We start from the raw sequence: 15,459 nt of genomic DNA, 5'->3' as shown, positions 1-15,459 counted from the left end.
TTTAGCGTTCGCGAACATGCGACAATTAAGAAAAACTAGGGCGAGCGCCATGAGTGAGATTAAACGCGACACGCTCTAGCAAGATTGGGGAAGCCAGCACTTGTCCGGTTTTAACATCGGCAATGCCCTGATCGGTCTGGTGCGGGCCGGCATTGCAGGCCAGTGTTGCACCAAAACAGGCTTTGAAAATGAGATAAGGCGGCTGCCAGTCCACCACATCATCCATAGCTGTGCGCAAAGCTGCAAATTGCTTGGCGACATCGGCCAGCGATGCCTCGGACACCAGACCGGAGACCGGCAGTGGCAGCAGGGCGGTGACTTTGCCATTGAGTGCAACAGCCATGCCGCCACCGGCAGCGATCACGGCATTGGCTGCGAGTGCCATATCTTCCTCATTGCCGCCGAAGACTGTGAGATTATGGCTGTCATGGGAAACGGTGGTGGCGAAAGCACCGCGCCAGCTGCCCCATTCGCGCAGAAAACCAACGCGCGGTTTCGCCTCTGCACGACCATGGCGATGAGCAACGGCAATCATAGTTGCACCTTGCGGCGGCACTACAAAACCATTGGCAACGTCCGTTTCCGCTTGTCCCCATTGGGTAAAGCGCGGGCGGTCAATGGTTGCCACAACAACACGCTTGGCATCGCTGCGAATACGGAAATCATCGGCGCTTAAAGCACCGATCTTCATGGATTGCAGGAAATCACCGGCGCTGGTGCTGGTGAGGGCATGTGCGAGAATGCCGTTTTCAGCAGCTACGGTACCATTGGTCAGCACGGTCTGCGCAGTGAAATCGGACAGGTTGTCGAAGATCACAATATCAGCACGGCGACCTGCTGCAATCAGCCCCAAATCATCACGACCAAAGCGGCGCGCTGCATTGAGTGTTGCCGCCTGCAAAGCCCATTCCGGTTTCATGCCATAGCGCACGAGGCGGCGCACCACATCATCAAGACCACCGGCATTGAGCAGATCATCAGGGAACACATCATCCGTACAGAGGGTAACAGTTTGCGGCAGATGGCCGAGGCGGTTCAGTTCCTGCACAAATTCCGGCAACAGATGGTCATGGGAACCGCGCATCTCGATCGTCAGACCGGCACGCAGTTTTTCCATCAGATCTTGGCCGGAAACCAGCTCATGATCGGAAGTCACACCCGCTGCCATAAAGGCCGCGAGATCAGAGCCGGTGAGGCTGCGTGCATGACCGCAAACCGGCTTGCCCGCTGCAAGTCCCGCATGGACAATGGCGCTCATGCGCGGCTCGCCGTCAATGACATTGCGCATGGTCATGACCTCGGCAATACCGCCGATTTCAGGCCGCGCCAGCAGATTGTTCAGCACATCAGCGTCAAAATCTGCACCGGCCAGTTCCAGCCCCGGTGCGGACGGCACACAGGAAGGTGCCAGCATAATCGTGCGCAGCGGCAGATCACGGGTCGCAGCAATTGCCCAGTCAACACCGGCTACGCCATGTACATTGCCGAATTCATGCGGGTCCCAGACAATGGTTGTTACACCACGCGGCACCACAGCATTGGCATAGGTGGCAGGGGTGATCATCGAGCTTTCAATATGCATATGCGTATCGATCAGACCGGGCGTGATATAACCGCCTTTGGCATCAATGATTTTGGCCGCATCTTTGCGGCTGTCCGGTGCATGAACGGAGGCAATCAGAGCGCCGGTGATGCCGATATCGGCACGGCGATGTTCGCCGGTCACCATATCAATGACGGTGCCGTTGATGATCAGGCTGTCAAAAGCTTCTGCACCGCGTGCCGCGGCTGCTGCTCTAAGGCGCAGTTCAGGAGAACTCAGATCAAAGGGTTCTGCATGTGTCATGATTTGGCTGCCTCTGTTCTGAGGGCATCGAAAATAATGCCGAGAATGGCTTCCGCATCGCCGTCAGCTGCATAGGCCGCGTTGAAGGCGGCATGGCTGGAGCGGGTTTCTACCACGGTGCGGCCGCGTGTCATCGAGCCGCAAAGTTCCGCACCAATGAACGCCCTGTCAAAACGCACCAGATCAGGACGGGCGAAGGCCACAGCGGCTGCCGGATCATAAAGCGCCATGGCCGTGCGGCCACGCGAGATCGCAATATTGATAAAGCCGCCGGTTATATCGGCAATCAAAGCGGCATTGGCACCACCGGCTGCGCGGATCGGATGCACATCATCCGGTGTGGCGAGAGTTTTACGGCAGAAATCAAGTTCCACCATTTTCAGCGGCAGCTCATGGGCAAGTACAATTGCCAGTGCTTCCGGATCGGCAAGAGCGTTAAACTCGGCTGAGGCCGTGTGATTGCCTTTGCCTACGCCGCCGCCCATCCAGACCAGCTCGTCAATCCGTGCTGCCAGATCGGGGCGCGCCAGTGCCAGTGCGGCAATATTGGTGAGGGGGCCGAGCGCGAGAACACGCTTGGTGCCGCAGGTATTTTCCAGCCAGTGGCACAGGGCGGTGAAGGCACAGCCCTGTGTATTGTCTTCGCAGACAGGTAAATTCAGGCCGAGTGTCGGAATGCCGGTTTCACCGAGAATTCCGGCGGCAGTTTCAATCTCCGCCAGAACCGGTTTGTGCCGTCCGCGATAGATCGGAAAATCCCAGCCGAAAACCTGTGTCGCACCAGCCGCATTGCGGCAGACCTGACCAAGTTCCGTATTTCCGAAAACGAGAGACACACCGTCGATTTCAAGACCCAGATGTTTCACCACCAGTATGGCGGCGATATCATCAAAGCCCATATCCGTATCAATCCAGACACCCATGCTGAAATTTACTCCCGTTCCAGAATTGCCGCCTGATCAATTGGCAGATCAAAGGCAACCTCATCGCCCAGTGCATAGGCAGGCAGAGCGGCATCAACATCGGCTTTGACTGAGCCGAATGGTGTTTCCAGCACATATTCACGGGTGTTCCCGGCAAATGCGGCGCCGCGCACAATACCTTTGAGCGGGCCGGTACCAAGCGTGACGATCTTCGGGCGGAACGCCAGACCGGCAGCTTTCGGCAATGGTGCATTGAGCGGCACTTCACCAGTTTCGGAATAGAGTTTGCCGTCGCGGATCGCATAGACATTTTCGAAGCCGACAAAGTCAGCCACAAAGCGCGATGCCGGATGATTGTAGATTTCTTCCGGTGTGCCGATCTGTTCAATCGCACCGGCACGCATCACCACGATACGGTCAGCGAGCGCTAGCGCTTCTGCCTGATCGTGGGTCACGAAGATCATGGTGACGCCGGTTTCCTGCTGCACGCGCTGCAATTCGGTGCGCATGTCGAGACGCAGACGCGCATCCAGATTGGACAGCGGCTCATCGAGCAGCAGCACTTTCGGTTCCATCACCATCGAGCGGGCAAGGGCAACACGCTGCTGCTGACCACCGGACAATTCCGGCGGCTTACGGTCAGCAAATTTGGCCAGACCAACGGATTTCAGACCGCTTTCAACCTTCTGGCGCAGTTCATCACCCTTGATACCTTTGAGCTTGAGGCCGAAGGCAACATTGTCAAATACGGTGAGATGCGGGAACAGCGCATAGGACTGAAACACCAGCCCGATTTCGCGCTTATTGGCAGCAACACGGGTAATGTCTTTGTCGTCCAGACGGATGGTGCCGCCTGCCACGTCCATCAGGCCTGCAATCGCACGCATGGTGGTGGTTTTACCGCAGCCCGAAGGGCCGAGCAGCGCCAGCAATTCACCTTTGTTGATTGTGAGATTGAGTTTATCCACGGCCGTGGTGTTGCCGTAACGCAGTGTCAGCTGGTCGAGAGTAAGAAAGGCTTGATCAGACATAGCGGGAGAATCCTAGGAAACGTTCTGCGAGAAGGACAATGCCCATGGACAGAAAAGCAAGCAGAGAGGAGAGGGCTGCGATGGAAGGATCAAACACGATTTCCATATAGCCCAGCATATCGATTGGCAGGGTGCGCACACCGGGGCCGGAGAGGAACAGTGACACCGGCACCTGATTGAAGCTGGTGACAAAGCCGAGAATGAAAGCGGAAAGAATACCGCCTTTGATATTCGGCATCACCACACGGAAGAATGCACCGGCGCGCGAGCAACCGAGCAGCACAGCCGCTTCTTCCATGTCTGAGCGCAGATTGTTGAGACTGGCAGACACCACGCGCACTGCGTAAGGCAGCACCAGTGCCGTATGCGCCAGAAACAGCGCCAACGTGATGGACATGCCAACCGGCACCACGAAATAACGCAGCAGTGCCAGGCCGACGATGATGCCCGGCACAATGATCGGCGAAGAGACAATCGTGCGCACGGTTTCAGAAAACGGCATGTCATAGCGCGCCATCGCATAGGCTGCCGGAACACCGAGTGCCAAGGCCACCAGAGTTCCGCCGACCGCCAGAACCATGGAGGTGACGAAGCTCTGCTGGAAGCTCTCGATGGTAAAGACCTTATAAACCCATTTTAGCGAGAAGCCCTGCGGCGGGAATGCCAGTGTGTCGCCTGCCGAGAAAGAGGCGGCAACGATGATGAGGAACGGGCCGATCAGAAAGACAATGACGAGCCAGAGAACCAGATTGGCCGGATTAATCAGCCGTGAAAGCAAATTCGAGTTCATTTTTTGCCCTTCACTGTCGCAATACGCTTCAGAAGAATATTAGCGGCGAAACTCATCACGACGAGAATGAGTGCGATAACGCTGGCCGCAGCAAAATTATTGGATACGGTTACATGCTGATAAAGCAGTGTTTCCAGCATCAGAACCTTGGAGCCACCAAGAATGGCCGGTGTGATATAGGCGGTGAGCGAACCGGTGAAAACCAGAGTACCGCCGACAACCAGACCTTCTTTGGTCAGCGGCAGAATGATTTTCCAGAAAACGGTAAACCAGCTGGCACCGAGAACACGGGCTGCAGGCACCACATCTTTGGGCAGGTTTTCCAGCGCACTGATCAGCGAGATCACCATTAGCGGCAGGAAGAGCTGCAGCAGACCGATGAAAATTGCGGTTTCGGTGAACAGAATACGCAGCGGCGCATCGCTTAAGCCCACAGCCTGCAGGGCCTGATTGATAATACCGGTGCGGCCGAGAATAACGATCCACGCATAGGTACGGGCAACCGGCGAGATCATCGTCGGCAGCATAATCAGGCCGATCATGCGGCCTTTAGAATTGGCAGGCAGGCCGACAATCGCCCATGCAGTAGCATAGCCGATAATCGCGGCGACAACGGTTACTTCCAGTCCCAGCCGCAGGGTACGCCAGAACACGGTGCGGTTCATCGGCTCGGAGAAAAAATCAATCCATGGGGCAATTGTCCATCCTTCTGTCGATCTGAAACCTTCAGACAGCAGAAGAATAACAGGGACGAGGAAGACAAGTGCCGCGAAAAGCGCTGCCGGCAAGGCCAGCCACATGGCTTCGGTGCGGTTGTTGAACATAAGCTTTCCTATAAGACAGGTGGCCTACACCATAATTCCTTAAATTTGAAACAATTTAAGGAATTATGGTGTAAATATAATGTGTTAGAGCGACCTTTGTGCGCCCGAGAGGGCGCCCGGCGCTCTAGCTGGAGGCGGGGGCATAGATCAAAAAAGAAAGCTGCCCGTGAACTGAAAATGTTACGGGCAGCTGCTGTTATTGTGGCCGGATTACTGGCCGATTTTGGCGTTCCATTCTTTCAGCCATGTGTCACGGTTATCGAGAACGACATCGGACGGAATGAGCTGAAGGCTTTTAGCGGTTTCTTCGCCATAGGTGAGATTATTGGCAATTTCGTCGGAAACCTTGACTTCCTTATTGGCAGGACTGTCGACCAGCTTTTCAGCAATCTTGGTCTGAATTTCGGTGGAGAGCCAGAAGTCCATGAATTCGAGCGCCAGATCACGGTTCTTGGAATCCTTGGCAACAACCATCACATTCATGCCGCCGGTCTGGCCTTCTTTCGGTGTTGCCCAGCCGAGCGGCAGGTCAAGCTTGGTGAAAGGCGCCCAGGAGAAACGGCCGATTGGCGCTGCCCAGATTTCTTCCTGCTGCATCAGCTGAACGAGCTGCGAGGATTTAACGTAGAAAGTTACGATATCGTTGGATTTCTCACCAACCGCAGCAATGGCGTTTTTCAGATCAGCTTCATTATGGCCGAGGGATTTTTCCAGCATATAGAGTGCTGTCGGGCCCTGATTGGTGGTCACATTCGGGAAAGCAATATGCGGTGCATATTCAGGCTTCAGCAGATCTGCCCAGGACTCGATTTTCATCTTGTCGGTGCGGTAGACGATGGATGTCGCGTAGAAGGTGTAGCCAACGCTCATGCCGTCTTTGTTCGGGTCTTTGGCAATGTCGTAGAGCTTGTCAAAGTTGGACAACTTGGCTGTGTCGATCTTGTCGATCAGACCGGCACGGGAGGCTTGCAGCGCATCCGCCATGGAAACAACAGCCATATCCACAACTGGGCTGGCTTTGTTGGCTTCCATTTTAGCCAGACGCTCTACGCTGTTGCCGGTTTCAACAACCAGTTTACAGCCGCATTTTTCTTCAAACGGCTTGTAGAGGATTTCTTTAAAATCATCCTGCGCAAAAGCGTAAACCGAGATGGTCAGGGTCTTGTCAGCGGCGTAAGACGCTGTGGTCAGAAGCGCCATGGTGGATGCGGCGATGAGTTTCTTCAGCACTTTTAAAGTCCTTTTGCGGAGTTGGAGCATTTCCAGAAAAAGTGGGAACCGGTTTTTCGTCCGGATAATGCGATAAGAACAAAGAGACAGAGCATTTCTGATGTTTTCATTGATACTGGAAATGCTCTGATGAGTGATCAGACAGAATAGAACGGCATGTTTGGCGGGCAATCAGTGTCATAGGCACACGGGATGTGCCGAAAGTCGGCACCGGTCCTTTGCGATTTTCACTTTTGCTCTCAATCACCTGTACCAGTGAGGCAATGGCAATCTCACCGATGCGCGGCAAATCCATGCGCACGGTGGAAAGTGCAGGCGTAATGCCTGACGCCCAGAACAGGTCATCAAAACCAATAACACTGACATCATCCGGCACGCGGTACCCGCTGTGATACAGCTCGGTCATCGCACGCAGGGCATGCACATCGGACACGGCGGCAATGGCCGTTGTGCCGGATGCAATTTTCTCATTCAGGCTGAGATGGGCACCTTTGCCGAATTCAGCCTCGTGATGTTCAATCCACAGAACATCAATGTCTGTCTGTCTGCCTAATCCTGCACGAATACCGCCCAAGCGGTCATTCTGCACGATAGAGGCCGGATTTTTACCGATCAGCAGCACTTTACGGTGTCCGCCGGACACCAGATGCTGGCCGACCAGTTCGCCGCCCTGCCAGTGATCCGCCGCAACCGTGTTGCCCGGTGTGGAAGGGCTGTCGATCACCGCGACAGGAATATCCAGATCCGCAATGCGGGTGCCAAGGCGCGGTACAATCACCAGACCATCGACACCATATTCAATCAAGCGGTTGATCGCCTCTGTCTGCAGACTGACATCGCCGCGCGAGTCTGCAATCAGAATACCATAACCGGCAGCCGCAGCCGCTGCTTCAATCGCCTGTGCAATCTGCGGAAACAGCGGATTGGCAATATCCGGCAAGACCAGACCCAGCACGCTGTTGCGCCCTGTGCGCAAAGCCCGCCCTGTATGGCTCGGGACATAACCCATCTGGGCAGCTTTAGTTTTAATGCGGGAGATAAGACTGGCCGATACGCGTCCTTTGCCGGACAAGGCATTGGACACCGTTGCAACTGACACGCCAAGAGCCTTAGCGACATCGCTAAGATTGACCGTTTGTTTTGGTTGCAGGGAATCGGACATAAGACGATCTTGATTAAACGATTAATCATCTTTCGATACGGCTTCTTCGCCGGAGAGTCAATGCGACTAAGACGGATGTTTTACCGGATAGGTTGCAGAGATTATTTCAGGGTGTCAGCGCTGTGGATTACGGCAATGCGTCCCCAGCCTAATAATACTGCGGTACTGTGTGCGGCTAAGGCAGCCATAAAAATCATCCAGAACAGGCCGTGCCATTGAAAATACAGGGCAAAACTGAGCAGCATCAGCCATGTAATCGCAAACCAGCCTAGAACTGCCCATTGTCTGCCCTCACTGATACCGCCTAAAGCAATGGAGCCGGTTGCGAGGAAAATGAACAGCAAAGCCTGTTCTGTGACAGATTGGCTGAGCTGATAGCCATAGAGCCAGATATAGCCGGTAACGAGCGCAAACAGGATGACCGCGCCGCTTAAGATAATAAAACCGGAACTGACAAAATCCGGCGCTTTCTGTTGTTTCTTCTCTCTGCGTGCCTGCAAATATTGGCGGAAAGGCTCATTGCTGGCAATAAACGGGTTCTGAGAAGATTTGTTGCCTTTTACGCCATAGGCGAAATCTGTTTCAGGCAGATCTGGACGATAGGTGCCGAACAGCCTGTCCCAGAACACAAAACTTCCTGCATAATTCGAGTCCGAATAGGCTCTGTCATCCACATGATGGATGCGGTGATGTGCCGGTGTGACCAGAATATATTCCAGAAAACCAAGTCTTGGTGTGAGAGCGCTGTGGTTCATCAACTGAATGGCATAATGCAGCACCGAAACCGTAATGAAGACGGATAGCGGAACGCCCAGCAGTGCCATTGGAATAAAGAAGGGAATGGAGGCGAGGGAGGAATACCATGAATTGCGCACGGCCAGCGACAGATTGAAATGCTCTCCCTGATGATGCACCACATGCACGGCCCAGAGCAGCGCGAATTTATGATGCAGACGATGCAGCCAGTAAAAGCAGAAATCCCACATCAGAATAGCAAAAAGCCACAGCCAGACCGGTGACCACTCCGACACAATATTCAGGCTGAAATTTGCAACGATAAAACCGTAACAGGCAAGTTCCAGACCACGAAACAGCCAGAGCATCAGATGGCCGGAATTCAGGTTGAACACCACATCATGCCAGTCGACTTTTTCCTTGCCCGTTTTGCTCAGGATAATCATTTCACTAAGCACAAGGATAATCAGCAGAAAAATCGGAAAGGTAATAGCGATCATGTGGCGCGCCTCACAGCCATTTCCGCTCTGATATTCAGCACCCGTTGCGTGAGCAGGCCTGCACAGATAGCCAGAGCCGCTCCGCCGATCAGGTCTACAAATTGGTGGCGATGTAATTGCAGAATAGACACTGTAATCGCTGCGCCCCACAGCGCTATAACGGAGCTGCGCAGAATATGCGTTCTTTGCCAAAGCGCGCAGACTGCCAGTATTGTGAGCGTCACATGCAGGGATGGCAGGCAGTTCTGCAATGAATCATATTGGATCAGTAATTTCAGAACCGAGGCGCTGAATGTATCCTGTGTAACCGGCGGAAACTGCATTGTTGTCGGCCAGAAAGTGAAAATGATCCCTGCGCCTAAGGCAGAAAGCTGCATGGATCTCGCCAGCCAGATCAGCCGTGTTTGCGGGCAAAACAGATATGCCAGCGCCACCAGCGGGAAAAATGACAAGTATAGCCAGATAGCATTCGGGTCGAAATCAAACCACAAATCAATCGCTGACGGTTGCAGCATGATGGCCGATGCCTGATCCTGACTGCTGGTCAGGCTGTAAATCAGCCCGACAGCACCCCAGCCGGTCAGCATAGCCCAAAGGCGCAAATACAGCGAATTCATCCGGTCTCCCGCTCATTTCCCGTCTGCGAAACATGCTCTTTCGCTGAAACACAGACCCGTTAAATAGCCTGACTTTGCCGTCATTGTCACTAAACTCCGTTACAAAACGTCTCTTGACGGAGGCCGGCTATCATGCGACCCCGTTAAGGAACACCATAATTTAAATGCGAGTATCAATGGCCATCGTTGAAAATGGTGCGGGAAATCCCGGATTGAAACCAGGGTTGAAAATCGCAGGAACCGGCGCTTATCTGCCTGAAAAATGTGTTCTCTCCACGGAAATTGATGCGATGCTGGACTGGCCGTCCGGTACTGTGGAAAACCGCTTTGGCCTCAATGCCCGCTATGTGGCGCAAGGTGCGGAAACCAGTTCTTTCATGGCTGAGCAGGCCGCATTGCAGGCACTGGATGCTGCCGGTATTGCGCCGCAGGAGCTTGATCTTATCCTTGGCGCCTGCGGGGTTATGGAGCAGGTTATTCCTTCAACGGCCACATTGGTTCAGCACCGGCTGGGTTTGGGGAAATCCGGTATTGCAGCTTATGATGTGAATGCAACCTGTCTCAGTTTTATTCAGGCGCTTGATCTTGCCGCTATGAAAATTCAACTGGGGCTTGCTCGCAATGTACTGATCTTTTCCGCAGATATTGCCTCAGTCGGTCTGGACTGGAATGAGCCGGATGTTGCCGCCATTTTTGGCGATGGTGCAGCAGCCGTTGTGCTGACAGCCGACGGGGAAGGTCTGCTTGCCAGCCGATTTGAAACCTATTCGGAAGGGCGCGATGCCTGTGTTCTCGCTGGTGGCGGCACACGAATATCAGCCGCGGTTGATCCGGTGGCGGCAGCGGATGCTTCTTATTTTCGCATGAACGGGCAGGCGGCTTTCCGCGTAACAGCGCGTTATCTGCCACGATTTTTGAAGCGTTTATTCGCGCAAGGTGCGCTGAATATTGCTGATATTGACTGTATCATTCCTCATCAGGCGAGCGGCCCGTCATTGACACACGGGCTGGCACGGATCGGACTTCATCCGGATAAGGTTATTCAGACATTTTCGCGTTTCGGCAATCAGATCGCCACATCCATTCCGATGGCACTGCATATGGCGGTGACGGAACAACGGCTTAAGCGCAATGATCTGGTCTTGCTTGCCGGTACTTCGGCAGGGATTTCTATCGGCGGAACAATATTGCGGTATTAATGGCAAAGATACTTGTGACAGGGGCAACAGGATGCCTCGGCAACACTCTGGCAAAATATCTGTCTGCGCAGGGACATCAGGTTCTGGCACAGGGGCGTGATGCGTATGCCGGTCAATTGCTGCAAGCGCAGGGGATTGAGTTTATTCCTTTTGACCTGCGCGCCGATTATCCGGTGCAAGCCTTTCAGCAGGTTGATATTGTCTTTCATTGCGCCGCTCTTTCAACAGCTTGGGGTAAAGCGGAGGAATTTCAGGCGATCAATGTAACCGCGACACAGCGCCTGCTGGATGCTGCACGCAAAGCGGATGTGGCGCGGTTTGTCTTCGCATCTTCACCGAGTATTTATGCCAACGGAGAAGACCGGTTTAATCTGGCAGAAGATGCGGAATTGCCTGCAATTTTTCCCAGTCATTATGCCCGTACCAAATATGAAGCGGAATGTCTGGTGCTTGCCGCAGACCGGCAGGGAGCTATGCGCACCAGTGCGTTACGTCCCAGAGCGATTTACGGCACCGGTGACCGCTCACTGATGCCGCGTTTGTTGCAGGCAATCCGCCGCGGGCGGGTGCCAATGATCGGCGGCGGGCAAAGCCGGATCGATATTACTCATGTGTCCGATGCAGCACAGGCTATGGCGCTGGCCGGTTTCAGTGAAAATGCCTGCGGTGAGGTTTTCAATATCACGTCCGGCAAGGCTTACCGTTTCTCGGAATTGCTGGCAGCGGTCTGTGCATTAAATGATGCTCATCCGCGTGAAATTCATATTTCCTATGGTAATGCCATGCGGCTGGCCAAAGGGCTGGAATTTTTGCATCGCATTTTCGCACCTGACCGCGAGCCGGTGCTGACCTGTCAGGCGGTGGCATCGCTCGGTCGCAGTCTGACACTGGATATCAGTAAAGCGCAGGTAAAATTGGGATACAGACCAGCCGTGGCGATTGAGGATGGTATTAAAGATTATGCCGGCAATCTCTGAAACCATTCTGGATTTTACATCTTTTCATGTCGGCTATTGCAGCGGGCCGCTGGCGATGACGCAGCGCGGTGCACCGTGGCGTATCGGGCGTTTTCCTGCCGGTATTGCAGTGCTGCGCCATCCGGTACGCGGCACAATTCTGTTTGATACGGGGTACGGAAAGCTGTTCGGAGAGGCAACGGCACCTTTTCCCGAGCGGATTTACCGCTGGCTGACACCCGTTACCTTTGATGCTGATGACAGCCTGCCAAAACAGTTACAAAAGCGTGGCATTGCTCAGCCCGATCTTGTTTTTCTTTCGCATCTTCATGCCGATCATGTGTCGGGCCTGTTCGATCTGCCTGTAATGCCGCCGGTGATAACATCGCGTCAGGCGATTGAGAAACTCGCCGCACCCCGTTTTGCGACTTTACAGGCGGGATGTCCGGCGCTCATCCGCGATAAGCTACAGTCTCTTAATTTGCAGGCCGTCGAGTCATTGCCTTGCGTCAGTCTTGCAACTTACGGGCTTGAGGCTTTCGGCAATGGTTATGACCTTCTGGGCGATCAGTCGGCGCTGGTTGTGGAACTTCCGGGGCATGGCTTCGGTCAGACAGGTTTGTTTCTGCCTGCCACAACACAAGGCGCAATTTTTCTGGTGGCGGACGCGATCTGGAGCCTTGAAGCACTGAGACAAAACCGGTTGCCGCCGGATATGACTTTACGCCGTCTTGGCGACCGCAATGCTTTTATCGAGACCTTTGCAAAGCTGCGCGCATTTCATCTGGCCAATCCGCAGGTGCGGATTATGGCCTCGCATTGCATGGAAGCCTATCCTCTGAACAGTTGCGAGAAGAGAGGATGAACCCGCTTACCGTCTTTCTCCGTGCCCGATATGGCAAAGGTTTTGCATCCCGTGAGGCGATTTCGCAGCATCAGCAAAAGGCGTTTCAGCATTTGCGCCGCAATATCATGCCGCGCTCTCCTTTTTATGCACCTTATGCCGGTAAGCCGCTGTCTGACTGGCCGTTGATGAATAAAGCTCTGATGATGGAGCATTTCACTGATATCAACACCGTCGGTATCACTAAGGAAGAAGCACTGCATATTGCGCTGACCTCTGAGCAGGAGCGTGATTTCGCACCGATGATCCGCAATATTGCTGTGGGGCTTTCCACCGGCACATCGGGACAACGCGGGCTTTTTGCCTCGAACAAGCGGGAGCGGGCATTATGGGCTGCGCTGATGCTGGGGCGCTTTTCACCGTCATTTCTGCAGCGGCAGCGTGTGTCCCTGTTTCTGCGCGCCAATAATATGCTCTATGAGCGGCTGGGCAATGCGCTGATCAGTTTTGAATTTTATGATCTGTTACAATCATTTAACAGCCATTTGCAAAGACTGGCGGATCAGCAACCCACAGTGCTGATCGCACCGGCACAAATTCTTGGTCTGCTGGCACAGGCGCAGAAGGAGCGGATAATCAATATCGCCCCGCGCTGTATTATCTCCGTGGCGGAAGTGCTGTCGCCGGAGGACAAAAGCGCGATTGAAGCGGTGTTTGGCATACGGGTCGATCAGGTCTATCAATGCACGGAAGGTGTTCTGGGCATGACCTGCCGCGCCGGTAATCTGCATCTTAACGAAGCCTATATGCATATTGAGCGTGATATCATTGATGAAGCCAGCGGCGCATTTGCTCCAATCATTACAGATCTGACGCGCGAGACACAGCCGGTGCTGAAATATCGTCTCGAGGATATATTAATCCCCGATAAAGAGCCTTGTCCGTGCGGTTGTGCCAGTCTTCGTCTGAAGCGGATTGAGGGGCGCTGCGATGATATTCTCTATTGGCGCACAGCAGACGGCACATTGCGCATGATCCCGTCTGATCTTATCCGGCAGGCGATGGCAACAGCCAAGGCCGGCATCAGCGATTACCGGACTGTACAGCACGGCCAGAAACTCTTGGAAATATGGCTGGAAGCGGCTGACTATGAACAGGCCTGTGCAGAGGTGGCGCGTAATTTGGCGGCACAGGCTATGTCAGTGAAAGCGCAATTGCCGGAACTGCGCTTTCATACAGGTATTCATAGGCAGCACGATCAGAAGCGACGGCGCGTCATCGCTAAGCCCTGAGATTGCCTGTGAGTAGTCAGCAGGTTGGACATTACCCTTTTGTGAATAAAGGAGTGACAATCTCTTTCAGGATGCCGAGCGCTGCGGCATTGGCCTGATCGTCATCCGATGCTTCAAATTCCGCAAGTTCAATCCCTGCAATTTTCTCACGCGGCAGCGCTGCAAATAATGCGCGGAGCTGTTCCGGCAGCAAGCCGTCCTGCACTTTATAAGCGGCAGGCACAAAGCCCGGTTCAAGCGCATCCCAGTCAACATGAATCCAGACCGGTGCATCGCCGGTGGCTTTCATAATGGCTTCCGGTGTTACTTCTGATGGCGGAATAACGCGGACACCGGCTTTTTGCAGCAATGCAGCTTCTTCATCATCAATGTCCCGTCCGCCGACAATAATCACTTGTTCCGGCCGCAAGCCGCTCCCGGAGCCACTGTCCCACAGGCCGCAGGCCGCAGCGACAACCATGCCGCCAAGATAGCCGGAGCCGGTTGTGGCAGGGGTGTTGAAATCGCCATGGGCATCGATCCACAGAACCACACTGTCCGGTCGTTCGCGGGCAGCCACAGGCAGACTGGCGAGACTTGCTGAACAGGTATTGGCAAGCAAAACCGGTATCCGGTTTTGGCGAAGGCTGTTTGCCACGGCATTGCTGATAGCAGTTAATGTGTCATGTGCCTGAGGCAGGCTCTCTGACCAGTCATCCTCTTTGGCCGGTGAAGGTGTTCCGACCGTGGTGGCCGTTGCGGGGATGAGCTCCCCAACCATAGCGGCGGTGAGGGCGGCACCGGGAATTGCGCCCGATGTACGGTCGGCAATACGGCCCTGAGAAAGAATGATGTCGAAGGCCATATCCGGACTCGCTTTTCATGGTAACGGAATTTGCTGTTACGCACTTCTATAAGCGGGATAAATATTTGTCATCTTTAAACTTTTCCCCGAACAACATATTCAGTGCACGGCAGCGGCACGCAGGGATTGGTCGAATGCAGCACGCGCCGGACGCGACAGCGCAGATACAGATTGGGAGAACCATTCCGCAATATCCTGCCCTGCTGCCGGTGCAGTCAGACCGGCTCCGGTGCTGAAATTTCCGGTCGTCTGAGGGTATTGGCTGAGCGCTGCGGCAATGCCACCGGCAAAGAAACCGGCATCTTTTGCATGGGGAAACCATACGCTGCCGTCTTTCTTCTCAGCCTTGTCCAGCATAGCGCTATTCGCAATAAGTCCCGTCCATTGCTTGCCCAAACGCTCTGCCTGCCCATGTGTCAGCATAGCAGATGCGTATTGTTGCAGGGCTTTGCGCCCGCCAAGATTGCTCTGCAAATGATTGGCTGTTTCCGGAAGATTTGCTTCAACCGCAACGGCCAGTTTTTCAAGCTTTGCAGCATCAATGTCAGTTGTTGCACCGATGAAACTGTCCAATGTGATATTGGCCGCATAAACCGGCGCACTATACAATGTTGCAATTGTAATAATGATTTTCAGTACCGGTATTTTGCGAATGATTGTCATAGC

The 15,459-nt window shown here is 54.0% G+C and carries 15 protein-coding genes; 4 read left to right on the top strand and 11 right to left on the bottom strand.

Annotation, left to right across the window (positions count from 1 at the left end; all coding sequences use genetic code 11):
* Positions 1–25: 25 nt before the first annotated feature.
* The 9 genes from JNC80_RS01040 to JNC80_RS01000 form a co-directional block, all read right to left on the bottom strand.
* Positions 26–1,846 (bottom strand): adenine deaminase, encoded by a 1,821-nt coding sequence (locus tag JNC80_RS01040; RefSeq protein ID WP_376709237.1) that lies wholly within the window; start codon positions 1,844–1,846, stop codon positions 26–28.
* Positions 1,843–2,769, bottom strand: coding sequence for a nucleoside hydrolase (locus JNC80_RS01035; protein ID WP_376709236.1), 927 nt, complete (start codon positions 2,767–2,769; stop codon positions 1,843–1,845). Before JNC80_RS01035 ends, JNC80_RS01040 begins: the two co-directional genes overlap by 4 nt.
* Positions 2,770–2,777: 8 nt before the next feature.
* On the bottom strand, positions 2,778–3,800 hold the full coding sequence (locus JNC80_RS01030; RefSeq protein ID WP_213596550.1) for an ABC transporter ATP-binding protein: 1,023 nt from the start codon (positions 3,798–3,800) through the stop codon (positions 2,778–2,780).
* Complete coding sequence (locus tag JNC80_RS01025) at positions 3,793–4,590, bottom strand: ABC transporter permease (RefSeq protein WP_075654281.1); 798 nt, start codon at positions 4,588–4,590, stop codon at positions 3,793–3,795. The genes JNC80_RS01030 and JNC80_RS01025 overlap by 8 nt, the downstream gene beginning before the upstream one ends.
* A complete protein-coding gene (locus tag JNC80_RS01020) occupies positions 4,587–5,414 on the bottom strand; it encodes an ABC transporter permease (RefSeq protein ID WP_376709234.1) in 828 nt (275 codons plus the stop codon). The genes JNC80_RS01025 and JNC80_RS01020 overlap by 4 nt, the downstream gene beginning before the upstream one ends.
* A gap of 210 nt (positions 5,415–5,624) precedes the next feature.
* Positions 5,625–6,641, bottom strand: coding sequence for an ABC transporter substrate-binding protein (locus tag JNC80_RS01015; RefSeq protein WP_075654766.1), 1,017 nt, complete (start codon positions 6,639–6,641; stop codon positions 5,625–5,627).
* A gap of 109 nt (positions 6,642–6,750) precedes the next feature.
* Positions 6,751–7,806 (bottom strand): LacI family DNA-binding transcriptional regulator, encoded by a 1,056-nt coding sequence (locus tag JNC80_RS01010; protein WP_376709233.1) that lies wholly within the window; start codon positions 7,804–7,806, stop codon positions 6,751–6,753.
* Positions 7,807–7,907: 101 nt separating this feature from the next.
* On the bottom strand, positions 7,908–9,041 hold the full coding sequence (locus JNC80_RS01005; protein ID WP_376709231.1) for a sterol desaturase family protein: 1,134 nt from the start codon (positions 9,039–9,041) through the stop codon (positions 7,908–7,910).
* Positions 9,038–9,658 carry a phosphatase PAP2 family protein gene (locus JNC80_RS01000; protein WP_376709230.1) on the bottom strand — a complete coding sequence of 207 codons (621 nt, stop codon included), beginning with the start codon at positions 9,656–9,658 and terminating at the stop codon, positions 9,038–9,040. Before JNC80_RS01000 ends, JNC80_RS01005 begins: the two co-directional genes overlap by 4 nt.
* A gap of 176 nt (positions 9,659–9,834) precedes the next feature.
* Here JNC80_RS01000 and JNC80_RS00995 point away from each other — a divergent pair, with 176 nt between their 5' ends.
* Genes JNC80_RS00995 through JNC80_RS00980 form a run of 4 tightly spaced genes read left to right on the top strand, consistent with a single transcriptional unit; the run spans position 9,835 to position 13,949 of the window.
* Entirely contained in the window at positions 9,835–10,857 is a 1,023-nt protein-coding gene (locus JNC80_RS00995; protein WP_151158957.1) for a 3-oxoacyl-[acyl-carrier-protein] synthase III C-terminal domain-containing protein, read from the top strand.
* Positions 10,857–11,834 (top strand): NAD-dependent epimerase/dehydratase family protein, encoded by a 978-nt coding sequence (locus tag JNC80_RS00990; RefSeq protein WP_306401917.1) that lies wholly within the window; start codon positions 10,857–10,859, stop codon positions 11,832–11,834. Before JNC80_RS00995 ends, JNC80_RS00990 begins: the two co-directional genes overlap by 1 nt.
* Positions 11,818–12,678, top strand: coding sequence for an MBL fold metallo-hydrolase (locus tag JNC80_RS00985; RefSeq protein ID WP_376709229.1), 861 nt, complete (start codon positions 11,818–11,820; stop codon positions 12,676–12,678). Before JNC80_RS00990 ends, JNC80_RS00985 begins: the two co-directional genes overlap by 17 nt.
* Complete coding sequence (locus tag JNC80_RS00980) at positions 12,675–13,949, top strand: F390 synthetase-related protein (protein WP_376709228.1); 1,275 nt, start codon at positions 12,675–12,677, stop codon at positions 13,947–13,949. The genes JNC80_RS00985 and JNC80_RS00980 overlap by 4 nt, the downstream gene beginning before the upstream one ends.
* Positions 13,950–13,980: 31 nt before the next feature.
* Here JNC80_RS00980 and JNC80_RS00975 read toward each other — a convergent pair whose 3' ends face one another.
* Together JNC80_RS00975 and JNC80_RS00970 are read right to left on the bottom strand one after the other, a co-directional pair.
* A complete protein-coding gene (locus tag JNC80_RS00975; RefSeq protein WP_376709227.1) occupies positions 13,981–14,793 on the bottom strand; it encodes an arginase family protein in 813 nt (270 codons plus the stop codon).
* 99 nt (positions 14,794–14,892) lie between these two features.
* On the bottom strand, positions 14,893–15,456 hold the full coding sequence (locus tag JNC80_RS00970) for a hypothetical protein (protein WP_376709226.1): 564 nt from the start codon (positions 15,454–15,456) through the stop codon (positions 14,893–14,895).
* Positions 15,457–15,459 lie beyond the last annotated feature (3 nt).

It is taken from the genome of Pseudochrobactrum lubricantis, assembly GCF_041929865.1.
Taxonomy (GTDB): domain Bacteria; phylum Pseudomonadota; class Alphaproteobacteria; order Rhizobiales; family Rhizobiaceae; genus Pseudochrobactrum; species Pseudochrobactrum saccharolyticum.
Note: the sequence above shows the minus strand (reverse complement) of the source record. Positions and strands in the feature narration are given on the sequence as shown.